Annotated in this window: 20 protein-coding genes; 13 read left to right on the top strand and 7 right to left on the bottom strand. The window is 40.2% G+C overall.

Translation table 11 applies throughout. From position 1 onward, the window contains the following. The first annotated feature begins 28 nt into the window (after positions 1-28). The 3 genes from K7X70_RS17885 to K7X70_RS17875 all read left to right on the top strand — a co-directional run bounded on the left by K7X70_RS17885 (position 29) and on the right by K7X70_RS17875 (position 3,058). Positions 29-415 (top strand): YybH family protein, encoded by a 387-nt coding sequence (locus tag K7X70_RS17885; RefSeq protein ID WP_222538359.1) that lies wholly within the window; start codon positions 29-31, stop codon positions 413-415. Positions 416-505: 90 nt separating this feature from the next. Next, positions 506-889, top strand: coding sequence for a (deoxy)nucleoside triphosphate pyrophosphohydrolase (locus K7X70_RS17880; RefSeq protein WP_222538757.1), 384 nt, complete (start codon positions 506-508; stop codon positions 887-889). 33 nt (positions 890-922) lie between these two features. Next, on the top strand, positions 923-3,058 hold the full coding sequence (locus tag K7X70_RS17875; RefSeq protein ID WP_438268964.1) for a prolyl oligopeptidase family serine peptidase: 2,136 nt from the start codon (positions 923-925) through the stop codon (positions 3,056-3,058). A 95-nt stretch (positions 3,059-3,153) separates the two neighbouring features. Here the strand turns inward: K7X70_RS17875 and K7X70_RS17870 are convergent, their stop codons facing one another. After that, positions 3,154-3,636, bottom strand: coding sequence for a TlpA family protein disulfide reductase (locus K7X70_RS17870; protein ID WP_222538358.1), 483 nt, complete (start codon positions 3,634-3,636; stop codon positions 3,154-3,156). 106 nt (positions 3,637-3,742) lie between these two features. On the opposite strand from K7X70_RS17870, the gene lspA reads away from it, so the two are divergent. Together lspA and K7X70_RS17860 are read left to right on the top strand one after the other, a co-directional pair. Continuing rightward, on the top strand, positions 3,743-4,267 hold the full coding sequence (lspA, locus tag K7X70_RS17865; RefSeq protein WP_222538357.1) for a signal peptidase II: 525 nt from the start codon (positions 3,743-3,745) through the stop codon (positions 4,265-4,267). Between the two features lie 174 nt (positions 4,268-4,441). Then, complete coding sequence (locus tag K7X70_RS17860) at positions 4,442-4,876, top strand: PepSY-like domain-containing protein (protein ID WP_222538356.1); 435 nt, start codon at positions 4,442-4,444, stop codon at positions 4,874-4,876. 62 nt (positions 4,877-4,938) lie between these two features. Here K7X70_RS17860 and K7X70_RS17855 read toward each other — a convergent pair whose 3' ends face one another. The 5 genes from K7X70_RS17855 to K7X70_RS17835 form a co-directional block, all read right to left on the bottom strand. Then, positions 4,939-6,162, bottom strand: coding sequence for a M56 family metallopeptidase (locus tag K7X70_RS17855; protein ID WP_222538355.1), 1,224 nt, complete (start codon positions 6,160-6,162; stop codon positions 4,939-4,941). Beyond that, on the bottom strand, positions 6,159-6,527 hold the full coding sequence (locus K7X70_RS17850; RefSeq protein ID WP_222538354.1) for a BlaI/MecI/CopY family transcriptional regulator: 369 nt from the start codon (positions 6,525-6,527) through the stop codon (positions 6,159-6,161). The genes K7X70_RS17855 and K7X70_RS17850 overlap by 4 nt, the downstream gene beginning before the upstream one ends. Before the next feature lie 241 nt (positions 6,528-6,768). Continuing rightward, entirely contained in the window at positions 6,769-8,085 is a 1,317-nt protein-coding gene (locus K7X70_RS17845; RefSeq protein WP_222538353.1) for a sensor histidine kinase, read from the bottom strand. Further along, positions 8,086-8,760, bottom strand: a complete 675-nt coding sequence (locus K7X70_RS17840) for a response regulator transcription factor (protein WP_222538352.1) — start codon at positions 8,758-8,760, stop codon at positions 8,086-8,088. It lies immediately after the preceding gene. Positions 8,761-8,769: 9 nt separating this feature from the next. Continuing rightward, the gene (locus K7X70_RS17835; protein WP_222538351.1) at positions 8,770-9,066 is read right to left on the bottom strand and encodes a hypothetical protein; all 297 of its coding nucleotides are present in this window, start codon (positions 9,064-9,066) and stop codon (positions 8,770-8,772) included. 240 nt (positions 9,067-9,306) lie between these two features. Between K7X70_RS17835 and K7X70_RS17830 the strand changes: the two genes are divergently transcribed. Then, the gene (locus K7X70_RS17830; RefSeq protein WP_222538350.1) at positions 9,307-9,921 is read left to right on the top strand and encodes a hypothetical protein; all 615 of its coding nucleotides are present in this window, start codon (positions 9,307-9,309) and stop codon (positions 9,919-9,921) included. Positions 9,922-9,950: 29 nt separating this feature from the next. After that, entirely contained in the window at positions 9,951-10,526 is a 576-nt protein-coding gene (locus K7X70_RS17825) for a hypothetical protein (protein WP_222538349.1), read from the top strand. Between the two features lie 95 nt (positions 10,527-10,621). Here the strand turns inward: K7X70_RS17825 and K7X70_RS17820 are convergent, their stop codons facing one another. Continuing rightward, on the bottom strand, positions 10,622-11,329 hold the full coding sequence (locus K7X70_RS17820) for a DUF4397 domain-containing protein (protein ID WP_222538348.1): 708 nt from the start codon (positions 11,327-11,329) through the stop codon (positions 10,622-10,624). Between the two features lie 115 nt (positions 11,330-11,444). Here K7X70_RS17820 and rpiB point away from each other — a divergent pair, with 115 nt between their 5' ends. The 6 genes from rpiB (at position 11,445) to K7X70_RS17790 (ending at position 21,132) form a co-directional block, all read left to right on the top strand. Continuing rightward, positions 11,445-11,918: a ribose 5-phosphate isomerase B gene (gene rpiB / locus K7X70_RS17815; RefSeq protein WP_222538347.1), complete on the top strand. Its 474-nt coding sequence runs from the start codon at positions 11,445-11,447 to the stop codon at positions 11,916-11,918. A gap of 616 nt (positions 11,919-12,534) precedes the next feature. Further along, positions 12,535-13,104, top strand: a complete 570-nt coding sequence (locus tag K7X70_RS17810) for an RNA polymerase sigma factor (RefSeq protein ID WP_222538346.1) — start codon at positions 12,535-12,537, stop codon at positions 13,102-13,104. A gap of 63 nt (positions 13,105-13,167) precedes the next feature. Next, positions 13,168-14,121: a FecR family protein gene (locus tag K7X70_RS17805; protein WP_222538345.1), complete on the top strand. Its 954-nt coding sequence runs from the start codon at positions 13,168-13,170 to the stop codon at positions 14,119-14,121. A 132-nt stretch (positions 14,122-14,253) separates the two neighbouring features. Further along, the gene (locus tag K7X70_RS17800; protein WP_255607386.1) at positions 14,254-17,613 is read left to right on the top strand and encodes a SusC/RagA family TonB-linked outer membrane protein; all 3,360 of its coding nucleotides are present in this window, start codon (positions 14,254-14,256) and stop codon (positions 17,611-17,613) included. 18 nt (positions 17,614-17,631) lie between these two features. Then, entirely contained in the window at positions 17,632-19,155 is a 1,524-nt protein-coding gene (locus K7X70_RS17795; protein ID WP_222538344.1) for a RagB/SusD family nutrient uptake outer membrane protein, read from the top strand. A 102-nt stretch (positions 19,156-19,257) separates the two neighbouring features. Beyond that, a complete protein-coding gene (locus K7X70_RS17790) occupies positions 19,258-21,132 on the top strand; it encodes an alkaline phosphatase (protein WP_255607383.1) in 1,875 nt (624 codons plus the stop codon). Positions 21,133-21,176: the final 44 nt, after the last annotated feature.

Genomic DNA, 21,176 nt, shown 5'->3' with positions numbered 1-21,176 from the left:
TTCAACAAACAAGACGAAGCTATTTTTTATGAGTTCAGTATCATTTTTTAAAAGACAAGAAGAAGAAGCCATCCGCCTATCCAGGATGGACTCAAATATGGCCATCTCTAACCAGGATGTTGCAGGAGTTGCTAAATATTGGATGGATGATATCGTGGTGATCTCTGGTGAAGGTGGACAGTATTTAGGTAAAGCAAAATTGCTGAAAGCCTGGAAAGAAATGTTTGCAAGTAAACCACCATTATTTGAACGCATTCCTTCGTCAATTGTGATCGGTGACAGTGGGATTCTAGCTTGGGAAACCGGAGCCTGGAGTTATAAAACAGAACCGTTTAGAGGTAACTATTCTGCCATGTGGCGCAAAATAAATGGGGTATGGCTGACACAGTCGGAACTTTTTGTTTCTCTGGACTAAACATCCCTGTTTAAATTAAAAACCCGCTTATTTTCCATGCTAATGGTAGATAAGCGGGCTTTTCTTTATATAAATAAATTATCTTCGGTGATGATTGAAGTTTGCTGTGCAATTATTGTAAATGAAGAGGGGCAGGTGCTTGTGACTCAGCGAAGCGCTGTAATGTCTATGCCCTTGAAGATGGAATTCCCAGGCGGTAAAATCGAGCCTGGAGAAACTGCGGAAGATTGCCTGATCAGAGAAATACAAGAAGAGCTGGACTTAACTGTCGAAATCATCTCCCCGCAACCAGCCTCAGCGCATCATTATCCGGATTTTTCTATTCTTCTCCTCCCTTTTGTTTGTCGCATTGTAGCTGGAACTATACTATTAAGAGAGCATGCAGCCTATGCTTGGATGGCACCCTCAGATTTACTAAATTGCGATTGGGCCGAAGCGGATGTACCCATTGTTCAGCAGTATCTGGCCATATAATGCAACATCACCATTAACGAACAAATAAAAATTATGAAAAACTCAGGCAAAGGGTTCATCTTTCTCGCCGTTATGCTTCCATTCGTTGCGGAAGCCCAGCTGAGTAATCCCCAACAAAAGACTATGATTTACCCTGAAACAAAAAAAGAAAATATAACAGACAGCTATTTTGGGACTACTGTACCAGATCCTTACCGTTGGTTGGAAGACGACCGATCAGAAGAGACTAAACTATGGGTGGAGGCTCAGAATGCGGTAACCAAAGCCTATCTGGCGAAAATTCCTTATAGAAACGACATTAAAGAACGCCTGAAAAAGCTGATGAATTATGAAAAGTATTCTCAGCCATTTAAAGAAGGCGCTTATACTTATTATTATAAGAATACAGGCCTACAAAATCAGAGTGTGCTTTATCGTCAGAAGGAAGGTGGCGCACCAGAAGTTTTTCTTGATCCTAATACCTTTTCGAAAGATGCAACCAGTTCGATGGCAGGGGTTAGCTTTTCAAAAGATGGAAGTATGGTGGCTTACCAGGTTTCTGATGGTGGTTCAGACTGGACTAAAGTGATCGTATTGAAAGCAAGTGATAAGTCTGTCGTTGGAGAAACTTTGACGGACGTGAAGTTTTCAGGCATTGCCTGGCAAGGGAATACAGGTTTTTATTACAGCAGTTATGATAAACCTGCAGAAGGCAGTCAGTTGTCTGGATTGACACAGTATCATAAGCTATTTTTCCACCGATTGGGTACTGCACAAAAAGATGATCAACTGATCTTTGGAGGTGATCAAACCCCAAGACGTTATATTGGAGCCGGTTTAACAGAAGATGAGCATTACCTGATCATTTCTGCCGCAAACTCTACCTCTGGCAATGAACTGTATATTAAAGACCTAAAGGCGAAGGATGGAAAGATTGTTCCTGTAGTGGCTAATTTTGATAAGAACCATAGTGTCATTGATAATATTGGCAGCAAGTTATTCATTTATACCAATCTAAATGCACCTAATGGCCGTGTGGTGACAGTAGATGCTGCTCAACCTGGTGTTGAAAACTGGAAGGAGCTGATCAAAGAAACAGAAAATGTATTGAGTGCTTCTACAGGGGGCGGAAAACTATTTGCCGATTACATCAAAGATGCGGTATCTATGGTATTGCAATATGATATGAATGGGAAGCTGGAACATGAAATCAAGCTTCCTGGACTGGGGACAGCCGGTGGTTTTGGCAGTAAAAAAACAGATAAAGAATTGTATTATACCTTTACTTCCTACGTCTATCCTGCAACCATCTTTAAATACACGGTGGCAACGGGTAAATCGGAAGTTTACAAGAAGTCAGGAGTAGATTTTGACCCTTCAAATTATGAGTCCAAGCAAGTTTTTTATCCTTCAAAAGATGGGACAAAAGTGCCGATGATTCTTACTTATAAAAAAGGAATCGTGTTGGATGGTAAAAATCCTACTGTTTTATACGGATATGGTGGTTTTAATGTGAGTCTGACGCCGGCATTTAGTACAGCTAACATTGTGCTGATGGAGCAGGGTGGTATTTACGCCGTAGCGAACCTGCGTGGCGGTGGCGAATATGGAGAGAAATGGCACCTGGCAGGAACGAAAATGCAAAAGCAAAATGTGTTTGATGATTTTATTGCTGCGGGAGAATACCTGATTGCTAATAAATATACTTCAAAAGACTACCTGGCTAGTATGGGTGGTTCAAATGGCGGGTTGCTGGTTGGTGCTACATTGGCACAGCGTCCTGACTTGTTCAAAGTAGCTTTCCCAGCGGTAGGGGTAATGGATATGCTTCGTTACCATAAATTTACAGCAGGAGCAGGATGGAATTATGACTATGGTACCTCGGAAGATTCAAAAGAGATGTTTGAATATTTGTATAAATATTCGCCGGTTCATGCTTTAAAACCTGGTGTTAAATATCCTGCAACGCTGATTACCACTGCAGACCATGACGACCGTGTCGTTCCTGCACACTCTTTTAAATTTGCAGCAACTTTACAAAAGGATCAGGCAGGTGATGCCCCGATTTTAATCAGTATACAGACCAATGCCGGTCATGGTGCGGGGAAACCAACTGATAAAGCAATCGAAGAAATAGCCGACAAATGGTCTTTCCTATTTTACAACATGGGGATTAACTATAAGAAATAAAGCCCAGGCACATAAAAAATGCCCAATCAAAAGAAATTGATTGGGCATTTTTTATGCTTCTTATTTCAAATCAATAAGTAGAGGATGCTAAATCCTTATTTCATTAAGGCCAGGAATTTTGGTAAATCTTTTTCATTGCTGGAGAATAAGATCAGTTTTTTGTCTGCTCCGTACAAGTATAAAGATGGATATTGTTTCGGGTGGAATAATGGAATAAATACATAGTCTTTATCCTGTAGGGTAGTTACGTTTTTCATGCCTCTTAAAGGCTTAGCAAAAGTATCCACAAAGTAATTAATGGAACGAAATACGTCTTGAGAAACCAGATACAAGTTCACATTGGATATTTCCTTAGTGTTTTTGCTGAGATTTCCGGCAACTTTCTGACAATGTTCACAGGTGGCGTCAAAAAACATAATCAGTGATTTTTTTCCTCCTGGAATCTGATCAGTAGAAAAAGTTGCGCCATTTTCTTTGTAAAAAACAGCTTTAGGGCGTGTTGATCCTGGTGCCAGGCCCTGAGCAAATGCGCCAATTGAAAATGATATGAATAGCAGGGAAAAGAAAAATGATTTCATAAGGTGTTTTTATAGATTAATATTGGCAATATCGCGTTCTCATCTGAGGAATCTGTCATTTGAATTCAAAAATACAATTCCTATATTTATCAATTGAGGTGCCAAAATGAAAAAAAGAAAATTTAGCGGTCTGGCGGGAAAGGTGCTGATCTTAGTAATTATATTGTTAAATGTCGGTTGTGATCAGATTAGCAAGTCTATCGTAAGAGAACAAGTGGATTATTATGAAAATATAAAGGTTTTCAGTAATTATGTAACCCTGACTAAAGTGGAGAATTCCGGCGCCTTCTTAAGCATGGGTGATGCCCTGCATTCCGGAATTAAATTTGTCTTTTTACTGCTGTTGCCTGTTGCGGTATTGATCGCCGGTATCTATTTTGTCATGACCAGGAAAGACCTGAGCCCAGTTTTGATATTTGGCATTTGCTGTGTGATTGGCGGTGGGATCGGTAATTTATACGATAGGATCATTTATGGCTCCGTTACGGATTTTCTTCATATCGATTTCATTGTATTTCAGACCGGTATTTTTAATGTGGCTGACTTGTCTATTATGGCGGGAATGTCATTAATCATTTTTGATTCCATTCATAAAAGAAAAGTCGCGTCTAAACTTCGTCCTCAAGCATAGCGTCGTATGCTTTTAGGGACATTATAAATTTCATTATTATCTGCTGTAATTAAAATAATTGCGTTTAGTTATTTGTTTAAGTGCCAAAAAGCAAGATACTCTTGCTTAATTTGATCTGCTGATAAATTTAGGCGCTTTCTTTGTGGTAGGCTTAGGTAACATAAATCATTTACCATGAAAAATAGACTATTACTAGCCCTGGCCCTGTTGTTTTCAGGCTTTACTTATGCACAGGATATTCCTGCAAAAGATGTTCCTTTAGAGGTGCGCAATTCCTTTAAGAAAGCATTTCCTAACGCCACCAAGGTAGAATGGGAATTGAAAGGCGATTTGTACAATGCAGATTTTGATATTGGCAGACGCGACCATGAAGCCTGGTTCACAAACAAAGGTGCAATCGTTAAGCATAAAAAAGAAATCAGAGCCAAAGAGCTGCCTGTAGCGGTATCCAATGTTATCAAGAAAAACTATAGTGGCTATAGAATTGATGATGTAGATCAGTTTGAAGAAGGAAAAGTATTCCTTTATAAGGTGGAACTGAAAAAAGTTGGAGAAGAAAAGAAGGTAGTTTTTGACGCCAAAGGAAATGTAGTCAATAGGATATTATAGTTGCAAGGATTTAACCAAGCACCAAACGTCATCAGGATTTTGCTCTTGATGACGTTTGGTGTTTAAGGATATACTGGTTTGCTGGATGCGGCTTCTTTTTTAACAGGTTCCTTGTCTCTTGTGATAATTGGAGGAGGGAATTTTTTGTTATTTTCTTTTGCATCAGGTACTATAATCGGTGGAGGAAATCTGGTGATATTCTTCTTCAGCATTGGTTTTGCAAATTTCACTTTTTCTTTTTTAATGGGTTCTTGAGGCGGTGGAGGAGGAACTCCTGGTGCTGGTGGAGCAGCTGGCGGAGCTGGTGGTACTGCAGGTTGTTTTTGTGTTTTACTTTTAACGGGCTCCTGATTTGTTGAGAAATGCAGTGGTTTTAATACTTCTGCAGTATTACTGACTGATTTTTCCGGATACAAGTCTACCAGACTGTAATCTTTGGTAAAAGCCATGGTGGAGCTGCCCAGCATGACAGCTGCGATTGGCAATGCGAACAGGAACTTGAGCCTTGCCCTTCCTGTTGATTTTTCTTTGTTTAACATGTTGATTCTCTGTTTTAGTATAGATTGATTAAATATGTGATTACTCAAAGGATTGGCTTCCATTCCAAAAGAATTTTTAATCAGAAATAATGCGTAATCATATTTTCCAATTTCTTTTAAAGTAGTTTGTTCATCGGCAATATATTCATGCAGGAGTTTGATGTCTTTTTTAAGAAGATAGGTGATGGGGTTGAACCAGTTCAGGGTCTGAACGATTTCAAAAAAGATAATATCCAGGCTGTGTCGCTGACGAATATGTACCAATTCGTGTTTTAGAATCGTTTCTTTTCCTGCAATGTTCAATGGAATAAACAATAGATGGAAGAAAGAAAAGGCCGGGTTGTCCTGTTTCAAATTGACGTAAGTCACCTTGTCTTCCTGATAACGTTCAGATCTTTTGGAAAGTGCAAAGATTCGGTATATATCTCTGATGAGTTTTAAGCTGAAGAAGATGGCTATTCCAGTATAAAGCGTATAAAGTAAGACATTTAACAACTGTAATTCCGTGTCATTGTTGTTGGTATAGTTCATGATTCTGGCTGCTGGCTGATCAATTTCACGCTCAAAAAGCTGATTAAGATAGCCCATTTGCAGGAAAGGCAGACTGAAAGCCAGGATGCTGCTCCCGATCAGGAAAAACCTGTTGGCAGTATAAAAGGTCTCTTTATGCAATAGCAAACGGTAAACTCCGTAAAAAACCGTGAGGTATAAATTAGCCTCCAGCAGATAATAGAACCAGTTCATCATTTCTTATTTTTAAGTTTTTCAGCCATTTGGATTAATTCATCAAGCGCCTCCATATCCATGTTTTTTTCTTTTACTAAAAAGGATACCAAGCTTTCATAAGAGTTTTCAAAGTAATTGTTCATCACTTTATCGAATGCAAAGTGCTTATACTGGTCTTCTGTGATGACCGGGAAATAAATATGTGTATTTCCAACGGCTCTGTGGTCGATAAAACCCTTGCCTTCTAATACCCTGATCACTGTAGATACGGTATTGTAAGCCGGTTTAGGTGGATCCATTTTTTCAATCACGTCTTTAGTTAAGCCTTCCTTTATTTCCCATAAAATCAACATCACCTGTTCTTCTGCTTTTGTAAGTTCTCTCATTATATGCTTTAATTACGATGGTAAAATAAAGGTACTACTATTTTTATAGTTTGCAAACTATTTATGTAGTTTAATAACTATTTATATAGTTTTTGTGACTAAGTGTTTGAATTTCAGCTTTTTTAAAAATAAAAATAGAAGCGGTTGTGTTCAGCGGAGAAATTTGGACTGTTCTTTTTCATCACTATCATGGAGCTAAAAGGCCATTGATAAATGCAATTAAAGAAGCGTTATGATAGGCTTAGCTGGTTGGAAAGATGAGCGTGAAGGTACTGCCTTCTTTTACTTTAGACTGCACCTTGATTTCAATATTATGATAAAGGGCAATACTTTTAACGATAGAAAGGCCAAGACCATAACCTACATTTTCAGAAAGGTTTGCTTTTCTAAAGCGATCAAAGATGAAATCCAGGTCTTCTTCGGCAATACCGATTCCGGTATCCTGAATGGTGATCGTATAGGCATTTTCAGGGGTATATCCATCAGTGATGAGGATACTTCCCTGATAAACATTGTATTTAATGGCGTTATTGATCAGGTTGTAGAACAACTGAAAGAGTAAATCCTGATTTACCTGCTTTAAAGTCTGATTTATGGTTAGGACTACTTTTAGGTCGATTTCCTGTTCCAGGAGGCGATGATTGATTTCTTCTAACACTTCATCAATAATCACCGCAGGTTTGACGCTGGCTGATTTCACAAACTGCTGGTTCTCAATTCTGGAGATCAGCAGGAGGGAATTGGAGATCTTCTTGAGACGGCTTAATGTTTTCATCATCTCAATAATCCTCAGTACCACACTTTCCGGAAGGTTTTCATCTCCCAATAAGTTTTCCATTTTATTTTGAAGGATGCCAATTGGTGTCATGAGTTCATGAGACGCATTGGCGGTAAATTCTCTTTCTTTTTCAAAAGCTTCATTAATCTGGTCCATCAAAAGAATCAATGATTCATCCAGGTATTTAAAATCTTGTGTGGAAGTGGGGATCGGGGGAGAATAATCTTTAAAGGGAAATTTTCTATTGATCAGTTTACTTTTAATAATCTGACCTAATGGCCTGATGAGGATCCTGGTAAAGATCAAGTCAATTAATAGCGTGAGGGCGATGAGGCCCATCAGCACATATAAGGCAGTTTTTTGTAGTGTTTTGTTGTATTGGTTGATACTGGAAACGGTTTTTCCAATCTCCAGCAGGTAGTTTTTCTGGTCGTATTTGAAGGTATGGATCAGGATCTTATAGGTTAATGTATCGCGCTCTACGATCCGCTGCGCAGTTTTTATCGTATCAATGTGAATATTTTTTGCTGCGGGCTCCAGTGCAATGTACTCTTCTTTAAGCATGGTATAACTACCATAGCTATCATCTCCCTGGAGGTAATGTTCAATCCCGTTCTTTTGCACCACATCGATGACCTTATTTTGCTGATTTCTCAAAGAGTAATTGGTGTATTCTGAGACAATCCTGTTTACCAGGTAAGGCAATGAAAATACAAACAGTAAAACAACAGCCAGTTTTGAGCTGGTGATAAACAGGATAAGCTTTGATGATAATTTCATTTATTTTCTGATTCTGTAACCTACACCTCGCACGGTTTCCAGGAAATCGGCTGGCGCCCAGGCATTCAATTTTTTTCTGATGTTCTTAATGTGTGCATCTATATAGTTGGAATCGTAGTCGTCATCTGCAAAAGTGCCCCAGATGTGTTCGCTAAGCTGCATCCTGGTCAGCACACGGTTGTTGTGCAGGAAAAGATAGCTCAATAAATCAAATTCTTTTCTGGAAAGTTCGATTTGATTTTCCTGGAATAGGATCAGTCGTTTTTGCAGGTCGACCTGGAAATCGCCTAATGGCAACAATTCCTCTTTGACATTGAACTTACGACGGGAGATGGCCTGCATCCTCGATTGAAGTTCTAATAAAGAAAAGGGCTTCGGTAAGTAATCATCGGCACCAAGGTCTAATCCGGCGATGCGGTCTTCCAGATTGCCTCTGGCAGTCAGAATAATATAGGCCGCATCAGGATTGTGTTTTTTCGCTTTTGGTAATAATGTCAGTCCATCTCCATCGGGAAGTCCGAGGTCCAGCAGGATAAAATCATAGCCATTGCTTTCCATCTTTTCCAGGCCGTCTTTAATATTATGGGCCAGGTCGCAAATATAAAAGGCCTTTTTCAGGAAATCTTCCATCTCATACGCCAGCGTTTTTTCATCTTCTACAATCAGGACTTTCATAATGGGTTTTTAGTCTCTTCTTCTTTTATCGTCCCGGCCTGGTCGTTCTCTTTTTTCAGGTTTTACTTCTCCCGGTTTTTCCTGTCTCCTGGATTGAGGAACTTCTTTGACATCTGGCTTTTTCTTTTCCTTGCCGCGTTCTTGTCTTTTATCTCTTCTATCCTGATAAAAGTTTTCATTTGAACTCAAGGTATTCTCCTTGGAAAACAGGGGTATAGTTACCTTTTCGCTGGCAAAAGAACCAATCGGGAGTCCTAGGAAAAGTAGGGCTGCGGTATATGAACGTAAGGATTTATTAGTGCTCATGATGTAAATATATGGAAAGTTTGCCTCTTGCGAGGCAAACTAGTCCTCCCTCTCATTAAAACATTGTGTGTTTTATTATCTGCGCCACTTGTATTGAATGATACGAAGATGGGGGCCGAAGATGAAATTAAGATGAAAAAGAAAATTAAAATAAATAAATCTGAAATTTCATGTTCATTTCATGTTCGCTATAGACATTTGAATCAACAAACACACAAATGAAACATTAAACATAGGGTTATGAAAAAGTTAATAGTATTAGGGTTACTTGGAATAATAGGATGGGCGCCCTTTAAGGCTTCGGCACAAATCAGTGTCAGTTTGAATATTGGTTCTCAACCATTATGGGGACCTGTAGGTTATGATCATGTAGATAGTTACTATTTGCCGGACATAGAATCCTATTATAGTGTACCAAGGCGTCAGTTTATTTATATGGATCGTGGCAGATGGATTTATTCGTCCTCATTACCATCAAGATATAGAGGATATGACCTATATAGTGGATACAAAGTAGTGATCAATTCCAGAGATCCTTATCGTGATTTTGACCACCACCGTGTAGCTTATGGAAGGTATAGAAACATCAGAACTCAGCCGGTGATCAGACATAGCCATGATTCTAGGTATTATGTAGTGAAAGGGCACCCATATTATGGTAGAGGAGACCGGGGTGGTTTTGATCGCAGGGACAGAGGGCATGATAATTGGAAAGGTAATAAAAAATATGATCGTGACAACGGACATCGCTATGAGAAAAGAGATCATGATCGCGGAGATCATGGAAGAGGCCGAAATGAAGGCAGAGGGAATGACCGTGGCGGTGATAACCGACATGGAAGAGGTAGAGGTTAATCATTTGATCATCAAATAAAATAAAGTATATGAAAAAGTTAATCATATTGAGCATGTTAGGCATCATGGGCTTTTTAGCTCAGCCTGCAGCTGCACAGATCAGTTTAAATGTTAATATTGGTTCACAGCCATTATGGGGTCCGGTAGGTTACGACCATGTGGATTACTATTACCTACCGGATGTGGAGAGTTATTACTCTGTACCGAAGCAACAATTTATCTATCAGGAGAGAGGAAAATGGATTTACTCCAGATCTCTACCTACCAGATACAGGAATTATGACTTGTATAATGGGTATAAAGTAGTGGTGAATTCCAATGAGCCTTACCGCAATTTCGACCGCGATCGCGTTCAATACTCGAGGTACAAAAATGTACGTACCCAGCAGGTGATCCGAAATAGTAACGATAAGCGTTATTACGTAGTGAAAGGACATCCACATGGAATGCCTCCGGGACAAGCGAAAAAATATCCTGCAAGAGTAGAAAGACCACAAGTTAGAGACAACGGGAGAGGGAATGAACGCGATAACCGTGGAAATGACAAGAATAAAAGAGGAAATGAGCGTGAAAAACGTGGGAATGACAATGGCAGGGGTCATTAAGCAGCATTGCTGACACCAGCAGTATAAATAAAAAAAAATAGGCCTTCCATTTGTGAAGGCCTTTTTTTTTATCATTTAATTTTTTCGACTAGCCACTAATTGGTAATCAGTTTTGCAACCGCTTTTTGCTCTAATCCTGTCGGAACCATCATTCCTATACTTAAGATGGTATAAATACCACCCGCTTTAATTTCTGCATCTACCAACTCTGATTTCACTAATCCAGTGGCTTTGTCTTTGATTTGAAGGGTCTGGGTTTTAGCCTCCACTTCAATAAACGCACTATTTGCTTTATACGCTTTATCGCTGATTAAGACTGCACCTTCTTTAATGCCCAGATCTAATGCTCCTGCATCTGGAGACAAATTAATGAAACGGATCAATGCTTTTTCTTTTGGAGCCTGCGTGACTTCATCCTTGATCACTAAATAGTCCAGTTTATCATCTTTGCCGATTAAAAAAAGAGAGTAAGCTCGGTTGTTTTCAGTAGAAACTTTTTTGGTGATCAAACTTTCTGTGCTGCTCGCAGTAGTGAATTTAATAGATAGATCTCCTGTGCCGACTCTCAAATAAGGCAATGCACCACCAAATGGAATTGCGCCTTGATTTGCTGGTGAGTTGTTTACATAAATATTGTAAGTAGCAGGAGTAGGTGAGGTATTCACCATCATTAAAGAGGCCGATTCTGGAATTGGGGTCTCTTTTGTAGAGCAAGAGCTTATCATTAAGCTGCTTAAGGTAAATAGGGCGCCGGCCATGATCTTGGTTAAGTTTCCGGTAATTTTTCTTGTAGAAAGGATCATATTGAATGAATTTTAGATTGTTATTTGCTAAAACGAGATGCGCTGACAAAACGCTACAGATTCAGGTAGATTAAAAGGGCTGGGAATTGGGAATGAAATTTGTATACCTGATGTTATGAGAATTATTCTAGGGTCAGACCATGCAGGGTTTGCTTATAAAACGATTTTAGCTGCGGCACTAAATGAGGAAGGATATGAAGTGATTGATCTTGGTACACATACAGTTACGCCAAGTGATTATCCTGATTATGCTGCGGCAGTGGCCGAAGCAGTACTGAATAAAGAAGGTGAAAGAGGGATTTTGATTTGTGGAAGTGCGGTGGGCGTCAGCATTGCAGCCAATAAATTTAAAGGGATCCGCGCGGGCGTATGCCATGATACTTATTCTGCACATCAATCCGTTGAGCACGATGATGTCAATATTTTATGCCTAGGTGCGCGGGTTATTGGCTTGGAACTGGCAAGGGACATTGTTTTTTCTTTTTTGAAGGCTGAATTTTCCGGAGAAGAACGACATGTGAAACGCCTGGATAAAATTGCCGCGATAGAAGCGCAATGGGGGGCTAAAAAACAGATTCCGGAACAATAATACTGTTGATAACTATGCGCAAAACCTGTTGATAACACGTTGATAACCTGTGGAATTGATGTTAAAAATAATTTCTAATTCTCTTTGCATTAGTCAGTTATATGTCGTAAATTAGATGTATCAAAAAGGAAGTTCTTTAGCTGTTTGAAAGAATGACTTCAAAAAGAATAGGTGCCGAAGGGCAGAAGATTCTGAAGCGTTCAATGAATTAGTAAAAGGTCAGATTCAAAGGAGACGGAGAAAATGATACTTAAAATGCCTATACTTTTAAGTAAAGGTATACTCACTGGATTCGGGACAAACATTTAAAACGATCTATTATTCTACGGAATGATGTGAGCATTAAATTTCAATGGGATCAAAGTTGAAAAATACTAAGAGCACCAAAGGAGGTTAAATGACAGAGAATTTGATGCTTTTTCGCTGCTATGGCAACGAAGAGGTGAAAACGGAGAACCAAATCGCTAGAAGAGGAACTCCGTTTTCTTTTTGCCCTATTTTTTCTCAGGACTGCTATTGATTCGTTTTAGCAGGCTTATTATTAACTAAAAGATTTCTTAACGTTAAGGGAATATGACCGAGGTAGATTTGGAAAAATTACCAGAGGGATCATCAGATGATAGCAGAGACTGAATTGCTTTCGCTGTTACAGCGCGGGGAACATAAGGCAATGGAGGATATTTACCGTTACTATTGGGAGGAGGTTTTGGATGCCGCTTATAAACGTGTACGTGATGAGGAAATTGCTCAGGATATTTGTCAGGAAATCTTTATCTCCCTCTGGGAAAACCGGGAAAACATTCAATTGAAGGGCAGTCTTTCGGCTTATTTTATGGGGGCGGTTAAATACCGTGTGATCAACTATTTTCGCTCTTCCCAGGTTAAAGAAAAGCACCAGGAAGATCTGCGTCTTTTGATGATGGAGTGTGCCGGGCTTTCAGCAGTTCAGGGAATGATGCTCAAAGAACTCCACCAGGAAGTGGAAGAGGCGATTCAGGAACTGCCAGAAAGAATGAGAGTGATCTTTTCTATGAGCAGACAGGAAGAAAAAACCATCAGAGAAATTTCAGAAGAATTGGATCTTTCTGCGCAAACGGTAAAAAATCAGCTCTCCTCAGCTTTAAAAGTAATGAAGAAAAGACTATCGTACTTGTTGTTCATGACGATTTGTATGCTGTTCATCTAAACTTAACCTAAAGGTAACAACTTTGGTTAGTACCATTCTTCTTTTCATTTGACATAGGTGTAGATGACAAAGGAAGAACAGGCACAATTGCTGCTCAGTAAATATTTAAATGGAGAAGCCAGTCCGCAGGAAGTGGAACAGGTGGAACAATGGTACCAGTCTTATGAATTTCATTCTCCCTTGGCAAAAGGGAAGAAATCGGAAATCGCTGCGGCAGTACTCTTAAACCTTCAGGAGGAAATGGCGCGGAGAGTTGCTAAAAGCTACCGTCTTTTTGGAACTTACCCTGCGGCTAAAATTGCTGCAGCTGTATTTTTTGTGCTGTCTGTCGGTATTGGCTATTGGTCACTTCAAAAAACCGATGTGGTTAAAGAAAGGTTTGTTACCCTGCATACCACTGCCAGGGAGAAAAAGATCATTATTTTTAGTGACGGTTCAAAGGTGATCATGGCGCCCCTCGCGCAATTGGTTTATCCCTTGAAATTTAAAAGTAAGGACAGGACAATCTCGCTCACTGAAGGAGAGGCCTTTTTTGAGGTGGCTCATGAGGAAAACCGACCTTTCCTTGTGAAAACCAGCAATGACCTGTACACTAAAGTACTGGGCACTTCTTTTCGGATAAAATCATATAAAAATCAATCGCATATCTCTATACAAGTCGCCACTGGTAAGGTTGCTGTGGGGAATACACATCAGGTATTTGGAACCTTGGTTAAAGGTCAGGAACTTTCTTATGATAAGGTACATCAGCGGGCTGAAATCAAGGATACACCTGTTAAACTGCTGGTTGATCTTAAGTTTGAAAATATCGCAATAGCAGATTTAATTCCTAAACTGGAATACGTCTATAATATCAGCATCTCACTGGGCAGCCCCGCGCTGGGGAAATTAAAATGTACGGGAATATTTAACACCAGACAAAGCCCTGAAGAGATTTTGGAGATCATTTGTGTACTCCATCAATTGAAATTCAGTGCATCCGAAAATCATAAAACTTTTAATGTGTATAGAAAATGAGAATATAAAGGGGATCAATAAACCGGTACTGATCAGATCAGTACCGGTAAATGTTAAAACCGGCCTGCTAACGTCGAAATTATAAAGCCGGAATATTTTAAAACCAATTCAAGTTATAAAACAGATAAAAATATGAAAAAATCCTCAGTAAAGAGGTCACCAGCTCTTTTGAAAGCCATGAAATATTCATTGTTAACTTTTTCTATACTCTGCACCTTTTGTGCGGGATTATCAGCCTCACCTACGATGGCTCAGGTACTGGAGAAAAGTAGGGTCACGATTAACGTGGGGCCAAAACGTGCCACCATCGCTATGCTTAAAGAAATTGAAGCCAGCACCGGACTTCATTTTGTGTACAATCCAGATGGAGTTCGCGAACATCAAATTAGGGAAAATGCAGCTTTAAAAAACGAGCGCGTTTCCGCCTTACTTCGCCTGATGGGTTTTGATTTCCAGGAAAAGGGAGGTCATGTGATCCTGAGAAAAATACCTGTCCCTCCTGCAAAACCTGATTTTAATGTTTCAGGAAAAGTGACGGATTCTTTAGGAATGGCAATGCCAGGCGTATCGGTAAAAGTGGTAGGATTATCCAGAACGACAACTACCGATGCAAACGGGAAGTTTACGATCGCAGTTGGCGAAAATGGATCCTTATCTTTTTCCATGGTAGGTTATAAAACTAAAACACTGAAAGCAGCCGAGCATGAGGAATTGAATGTGGTGCTGATGGAAGACCGCTCGTTATTGTCGGAAGTGGTAGTAGTGGGATATGGTACGCAGAAGAAAGCCACACTTTCTGGTGCAGTGAGTACCGTTGCTTTAGACAAAGTATCTTCCAGGTCAGTCAATAGTATTGGGGAAGTGCTGGCGGGAAAAGCACCTGGAGTAATGGTGACCAATGAAGGTGGTGACCCTACTTCTGGTCCGCGTGTCAACATTCGCGGTTCTGGCGGAATCAATGGAGAGAATGTACTTTATGTAGTGGATGGTTCGATTTTTCCTGGAACACCAGTGCTCAATCCAAATGATATTGAATCAATTTCAGTGCTTAAAGATGGTGCTGCCGCTATTTATGGAGCCAGAGCATCTGGAGGTGTGGTCCTGATCACTACGAAAAAAGGAAAAACTGGTAAGATGGAAATCAGCTTTGATGTAAAAGCTGGTGCGCAGAGTGCCTGGAAAAAATTAACGCCATTAAATGCAGAACAAAGAGCGGTAGTAGCAGAAACTGCTGCAAAAAATGGTAAAACTAACTTGCTTCCTGCTTTTGATCCTACGAAATATCCAGAGGGCAGAATCACGCGTACCAATTGGATGGATGAAGTATTCAGAACTGGAAAAACTCAGGATTATAACCTTGCAGCTGCTGGTGGTTCTGAAAAATCTTCCATGTATTTAAGTTTCAATTACCGCAAAGCAGAAGGTATTGTCTTGAATACTGAGGTGGAACGCTATAACTTCAGGATCAATTCTGATCATAAATTGAATTCCTGGTTGAAAATTGGTGAAAACCTCTCTTTCAGCAGTACGAATGGTCAGGGTGCAAATACGAGCAGTGATTACACTGGCGCCTTATTGTCGGCAATTTATTATCCGGCCAATGGTACGCCATATAATCCAGATGGTAGTTTTGCTGGTTTACCAGGCGGTGCTTATGCGGGCGATTATGGTGACATCGTGAATCCGGTGGCGGAATTGAAACGCATAGACATCAACAGGCCTCAAAATGTGCTTTTGATCAATCCTTATATCATCCTGGACCTTGCCAAAGGCCTGACTTTTAAATCGAATTTCAGCTTAACTAAAGAATTTAACAATAGAAAAATATTTACACCAAAACGTCCTGAAGTTGGAAAGCCATTGCTGATCAACTCCTTGGAAGAAGGTAATTCCAGAAGAAATGATTTTCTTGCAGAACAGGTTTTTAATTATAAAACAGCCTTTGGAAGTCACCAGTTAGATTTAACAGGAGGGTTCTCTTTCCAGAAGACAAGGTTTGATGAGTTTTATGTGGTAGGTAAAGGTTTTGACGATGAAGCACCGTCTAAAAGATACCTGGTGAACGCTTCGGTATTTGAACCGGCGGTCAGTAAAATGGATAGAACAGCCATGTCGTCCTTGTTTCTGAGGGCTAATTACAATTATCAGGAAAAGTATATGCTGTCCTTGATTGGCCGTCGTGATGGAACTTCTATGGTTCCAAAAGTTGAAAATAAATATGGTGATTATTATTCTGCATCCGCAGCATGGGTATTATCAAAAGAGAATTTCCTAGTGGAAAGTACCTGGTTAAATGAATTGAAACTACGTGGTAGTTATGGGGTATTAGGTAACCTGGGAAGTTTACAGACTCAGGATGTAAATCCACTGCTGACCAGTACTTTGTCGTATTTCGGACAAACGCCAGCAAGTAGTAACGGCTATGTATCTACTGTATTGGAAAATCCCAACTTGACCTGGGCAGAATCTAAGCAGACAAACTTTGGGTTAGACCTGGGTATCCTACGCAATACTTTCACTTTAACCGCTGATTATTTTATCAAAAATACGGATAAAATGATCTTCACAAAACAACTTCCTGGAACTGCAGGACTGGAAAAACAAACCATTAATGCTGGATTGATCAGAGATAATGGAATAGAGCTGGGCATCAATTACAACAGCGATAAAAACAAAGAGTTCAGCTATTCTATCGGTGCAACACTGACGAAGGTGAATAATAAAGTAATCAAACTGGCTCCAGGTTCAGAAAGTTTTCCAGTAGATAAGAACTTCAGAAATGAGCTGGCTCCTTTGTTCATAAAAGTAGGACAGCCGCTATACAGTTACTATGTTCTGAAAACACAGGGGATTTTCCAGACTCAGGCAGAAGTAGATGGTTATACCAATGCAAAAGGGGAAAAGATCCAGCCAAAAGCAAAACCTGGAGATTTTAAGTTTGCAGATTTAGACAATAGTGGCTCCATCGATGGCGGAGATCGTCATTTTGCAGGCAGCGCTTATCCTGATTTCTCTTATGGTTTCAGCTTTAATGCTGCTTACAAGAACTTTGACCTGAATATTTTTGCACAAGGTGTTTATGGTAATAAGCTATTTAACGCGGTGAAAAGAACAACTTACAGTGCCAGCGGACCTTCTTATAATAAATTAACAGGTATTCTGGATGCCTGGTCGCCGGAAAATCCAGGTGGAAAAGTACCGATCATTTCTACTTCAGATAACAATGGAAACTTTAATGCTTCCGACTTCTACATCGAAAATGGTTCTTACCTGCGTATTCGCAATGTGACGCTGGGTTATACCCTTCCTAAATTCCTGACTAATAAGCTGAAAACGGGTGCAGTCCGTGTTTATGGTACCGCAAATAATTTGTTTACGATCACTAAGTATTCAGGTTTTGATCCGGAAATCGGAATGGACAACTATGGTCTGGATGTGGGTAGATACCCTCAGGCGAGAAGTTTCCTATTGGGTCTAAGTGTGAATTTATAATTTTTAAAAGAAAGAAAGATGAAACGAAATATAACGTATGTAGCCATTGCAGCAATGGCAATTTTAAGTTCCTGTAAACAACAACTCAACCTAAGTCCAGAAGGTGCACCGTCTGCCCAGAATTTCTGGAAAACACCTGAAGATGCCTTGAAAGCAGAAAGCGGTTTGTATGAAAAATACAATGATGAGAATTTTTATGGGAGAGGGATGTTCTGGTTTATCAATGCCAGCGATGATATGGTGACCGGTAGAAATAAGCCAGAAGGTGATAACATTAAAAACTTCAATAAAACTTATGTGGGTGGGGGCTATACAGAAACCCAATGGTCGATGCGCTATGCCGTGATCAAACGTGCCAATGATATCATTAATAAAGTACCAGCCATTCCGATGGATGAAAACCTGAAGAAACAGGTGATCGGTGATGCTTATTTTAATGCGGCATTGGTGTACTTCCAATTGGCAGCTAACTATGGAAATGAGAAAGCAGGAGTACCAATTGTAGGTTTGGATAGCGATCCTTCACAGGCCATTCCAAGAGCGAAAAACGTAAATGAAAACTATGACTACATCATTCAGCTGTTTTTGAAAGCAGCGGATCAATTGCCGTATTTCAAGGATATGAAAGCGACAGATTATGGAAAAGCACATAAAACAGCAGCCTGGGCCTATTTATCAAAGGTTTACCTGTATAAAAAGGACTATCCTAATGCAGTGAAATATGCAGACATGGTGATCAATTCTGGTCAGCATGAACTGATCATGACTAAGTTTTCGGATGTTTTCAAAGCGGCAAATAACTGGTCTAAAGAATACATCTGGTCTGTAGTATGTACGCCAAATGGTGGCGGTACCGGTTGGGGAAGTAAGCTTCCAGGTGTCATGCTCACCAATAAAGGATGGGGTATTTACAATGGCTGGGGCTATTATCTGCCCACCAAAGAATTGTATGATGCTTATGAAACTAACGACCAGCGTAGAGAAGCTACTATTTTGAAACCTGGTGATAAATTTTTCTACTTCGGTCAGGAGCGTAGTTTCACAAAAGACGGTGGAGCAACCTCTGACTATCAGTTTAAAAAATATATGGAGCCTTTCTCTTATGAAAACCCAATACCAACACACGTTAATCCTAATGGAGATAATGGAACCACAGACTTGAATGTTCCTTTGATGCGTTATGCGGAAGTGTTGCTGATCAAAGCAGAAGCTGCCATTATGGTAAGCGGCGCTGGAGCTGGAGATACGGAACTGAATAAAATCAGACTTCGTGCTGGTTTACTCGCAAAATCAGGGATGAATCTGGCGGATTTGAAAAGAGAACGCCGAAGTGAGCTTGCTGGCGAATGGGCAGATCGTCACAGAGATTTAGTGAGGTGGGGAGATGCACAGGCCACGTATGCACTGCCATTACATGACTCGCAAGGAAATGTGATCTGGCCATCCAGAGCTTTTAATCCTCAGGTTCATGATGTCTGGGCAGTGCCGCAAAGAGAAATTGACAATAGTGCTGGAGTGATTACTCAAAACCCAGGCTGGTAATTTATTTTTATCAAAATTGAAGTACCATCGGTGCTGGTGGAAAATCCTGCCGATGGTATTTTTATATTATTCTTTTTAACTCAGATTTCTTTCAAATACAATATGGATATAAAAAACATCATTCGCTCCGCGGTTTTTGTAGCTGCATTATTTGCAATGGACGCAAAGGCGCAGCATAGTTTAAGCTTTAATTCTGGCCATAGCCACAACGATTATCATCAAAATATACCGTTGCTGACTGCTTATTATGCTGGGATGGGGGCTATTGAAGCAGATGTTTTTCTGAAAAATGGGATCTTGTATGTCGCACATGATGCTTCAGAAATAACACCAGAAGCTACATTAAAGACACTTTATCTGGAGCCCTTGGCAAGATTTTACCGCAAAAACGGAAATCAGCCTTATGCGGATGCAAAAATGAAATTGCAGTTGGTAGTGGATATTAAGGAAGATTATCCATCGGTATTGACACAGCTGATTAAGGATCTCGCTGCTTATCCGGGAGTTTTCAATGACCAGATCAACCCAAATGCCATTCGGATAGTGATCAGCGGTGATATGCCTAAGCCGGCTGATTTTCAGAATTATCCTGCTTATTTATCTTTTGATGGGCGGCCTAATGTGAATTATACCGCTGATCAATTGAAAAGAATAGCAATGATCAGTGATGACCTGAAAAATTATACTTCCTGGAACGGAAAAGGAAATCCGACGCCTGCGGATTTGCTGAAAATGAAGACCTTGATCGATGCTGCGCATGCGCAAAATAAGCCTTTCAGATTTTGGGCCACACAAGACAGTCCTAATACCTGGATCGTTTTGGAAAGATTGGGTGCCGATTGGATCAATACGGATCAGCCGGGAAAACTAAAAGATTTTTACCTCCACAAGGATAAACTGACTTACACCAATCCAGTGGCTTATCCAGTTTATACACCAGAATACAAAGTAGATGGACTGAATAAACCGGTTAAAAATGTAATCCTGTTAATCGGTGATGGGATGGGCCTGGCACAGATTCATGCCGGATTGATTGCCAATCACGGAAAACTAAACATGAGCAATGTTGCTAATGTTGGTTTCTCTCAAACTGCCGCTGAGGATGCAGGGAATACGGATTCTGCTGCCGGTGCTTCTGCAATGGCCATTGGCGAGAAAACCAATAACCGCTATATAGGCGTAAGTCCGGATGGAAAGAAAATGACTAACCTGGTGGATACGCTGGCTGATTATGGCATTAAAAGTGGTATTATCAGTGTTGGAGACCTGACGGATGCAACTCCTGCCGCGTTTTATGCGCATCAGCTGGATCGTGCAATGTCGCAGGAGATTGCCGCAGACCTACAGAATAGTAAAGCGGAGATCTTGCTGGGCTCCAACCAAAAGAGTTTCCTGAAAAATAAGGATACAGAACTGATCAGCAAACTGAAAGCTCAAGGTTTTCAATTGAGTACCACTGCCGGGGATTTCTTGAAACAAACACAGGGAAAACAACTGGTCGTATTACCGGATAGTGCCACCAGACCAGTAAAAGATAGACGCGGAGATTTACTGAGCGTAAGTTTGCAGCATACTTTGAAATTATTATCGGCAAATAAACCTGGGTTTTTCATCATGGCGGAGGGCGCACAGATCGATTACGGAGGTCATGTGAACGATTTACCGTATGTAGTTACAGAACTTCACGATTTTGATAAAGCCGTTGCCGCTGCCTTACAATTCGCAGATCAGAATAAAGAAACTTTGGTATTGATTACTGCAGACCATGAAACAGGTGGTTTGACGTTATTGGATGCTTCCGCAGAAAAAGGAATGATCACTGGCTCATTCAGTACGAATGACCATACCAATATTATGGTGCCGGTATTTGCTTATGGCCCAGGATCAGCAGATTTTAAAGGAACGTACCCAAATCACGAGTTGTTTCATAAAATACTTAAAGTAATGGAATTGAAGAGTAAAAAGAAACTCAAATAACCCATTTAGAAAGGTCTCAAAACCCTCTTGAACTGCCCCTGGAA

The sequence above is a fragment of the Pedobacter polysacchareus genome (genome assembly GCF_019802255.1).
In the GTDB taxonomy this organism is placed as follows: domain Bacteria; phylum Bacteroidota; class Bacteroidia; order Sphingobacteriales; family Sphingobacteriaceae; genus Pedobacter; species Pedobacter polysacchareus.
This window is presented reverse-complemented; position numbering and strand designations above follow the sequence as displayed.

What these genes read in the sequence shown, in the direction of transcription:
- K7X70_RS17880 (WP_222538757.1), top strand. Translation starts at nt 506, where the DNA reads ATGATTGAAGTTTGCTGTGCAATTATTGTAAATGAAGAGGGGCAGGTG.
- K7X70_RS17875 (WP_438268964.1), top strand. Translation starts at nt 923, where the DNA reads ATGAAAAACTCAGGCAAAGGGTTCATCTTTCTCGCCGTTATGCTTCCA.
- K7X70_RS17790 (WP_255607383.1), top strand. Translation starts at nt 19,258, where the DNA reads ATGGATATAAAAAACATCATTCGCTCCGCGGTTTTTGTAGCTGCATTA.
- K7X70_RS17830 (WP_222538350.1), top strand. Translation starts at nt 9,307, where the DNA reads ATGAAAAAGTTAATAGTATTAGGGTTACTTGGAATAATAGGATGGGCG.
- K7X70_RS17885 (WP_222538359.1), top strand. Translation starts at nt 29, where the DNA reads ATGAGTTCAGTATCATTTTTTAAAAGACAAGAAGAAGAAGCCATCCGC.
- K7X70_RS17800 (WP_255607386.1), top strand. Translation starts at nt 14,254, where the DNA reads ATGAAAAAATCCTCAGTAAAGAGGTCACCAGCTCTTTTGAAAGCCATG.
- K7X70_RS17860 (WP_222538356.1), top strand. Translation starts at nt 4,442, where the DNA reads ATGAAAAATAGACTATTACTAGCCCTGGCCCTGTTGTTTTCAGGCTTT.
- K7X70_RS17820 (WP_222538348.1), bottom strand. Translation starts at nt 11,329, where the DNA reads ATGATCCTTTCTACAAGAAAAATTACCGGAAACTTAACCAAGATCATG.
- K7X70_RS17825 (WP_222538349.1), top strand. Translation starts at nt 9,951, where the DNA reads ATGAAAAAGTTAATCATATTGAGCATGTTAGGCATCATGGGCTTTTTA.
- K7X70_RS17850 (WP_222538354.1), bottom strand. Translation starts at nt 6,527, where the DNA reads ATGAGAGAACTTACAAAAGCAGAAGAACAGGTGATGTTGATTTTATGG.
- K7X70_RS17835 (WP_222538351.1), bottom strand. Translation starts at nt 9,066, where the DNA reads ATGAGCACTAATAAATCCTTACGTTCATATACCGCAGCCCTACTTTTC.
- rpiB (WP_222538347.1), top strand. Translation starts at nt 11,445, where the DNA reads ATGAGAATTATTCTAGGGTCAGACCATGCAGGGTTTGCTTATAAAACG.
- K7X70_RS17795 (WP_222538344.1), top strand. Translation starts at nt 17,632, where the DNA reads ATGAAACGAAATATAACGTATGTAGCCATTGCAGCAATGGCAATTTTA.
- lspA (WP_222538357.1), top strand. Translation starts at nt 3,743, where the DNA reads ATGAAAAAAAGAAAATTTAGCGGTCTGGCGGGAAAGGTGCTGATCTTA.
- K7X70_RS17805 (WP_222538345.1), top strand. Translation starts at nt 13,168, where the DNA reads ATGACAAAGGAAGAACAGGCACAATTGCTGCTCAGTAAATATTTAAAT.
- K7X70_RS17855 (WP_222538355.1), bottom strand. Translation starts at nt 6,162, where the DNA reads ATGATGAACTGGTTCTATTATCTGCTGGAGGCTAATTTATACCTCACG.
- K7X70_RS17845 (WP_222538353.1), bottom strand. Translation starts at nt 8,085, where the DNA reads ATGAAATTATCATCAAAGCTTATCCTGTTTATCACCAGCTCAAAACTG.
- K7X70_RS17810 (WP_222538346.1), top strand. Translation starts at nt 12,535, where the DNA reads ATGATAGCAGAGACTGAATTGCTTTCGCTGTTACAGCGCGGGGAACAT.
- K7X70_RS17840 (WP_222538352.1), bottom strand. Translation starts at nt 8,760, where the DNA reads ATGAAAGTCCTGATTGTAGAAGATGAAAAAACGCTGGCGTATGAGATG.
- K7X70_RS17870 (WP_222538358.1), bottom strand. Translation starts at nt 3,636, where the DNA reads ATGAAATCATTTTTCTTTTCCCTGCTATTCATATCATTTTCAATTGGC.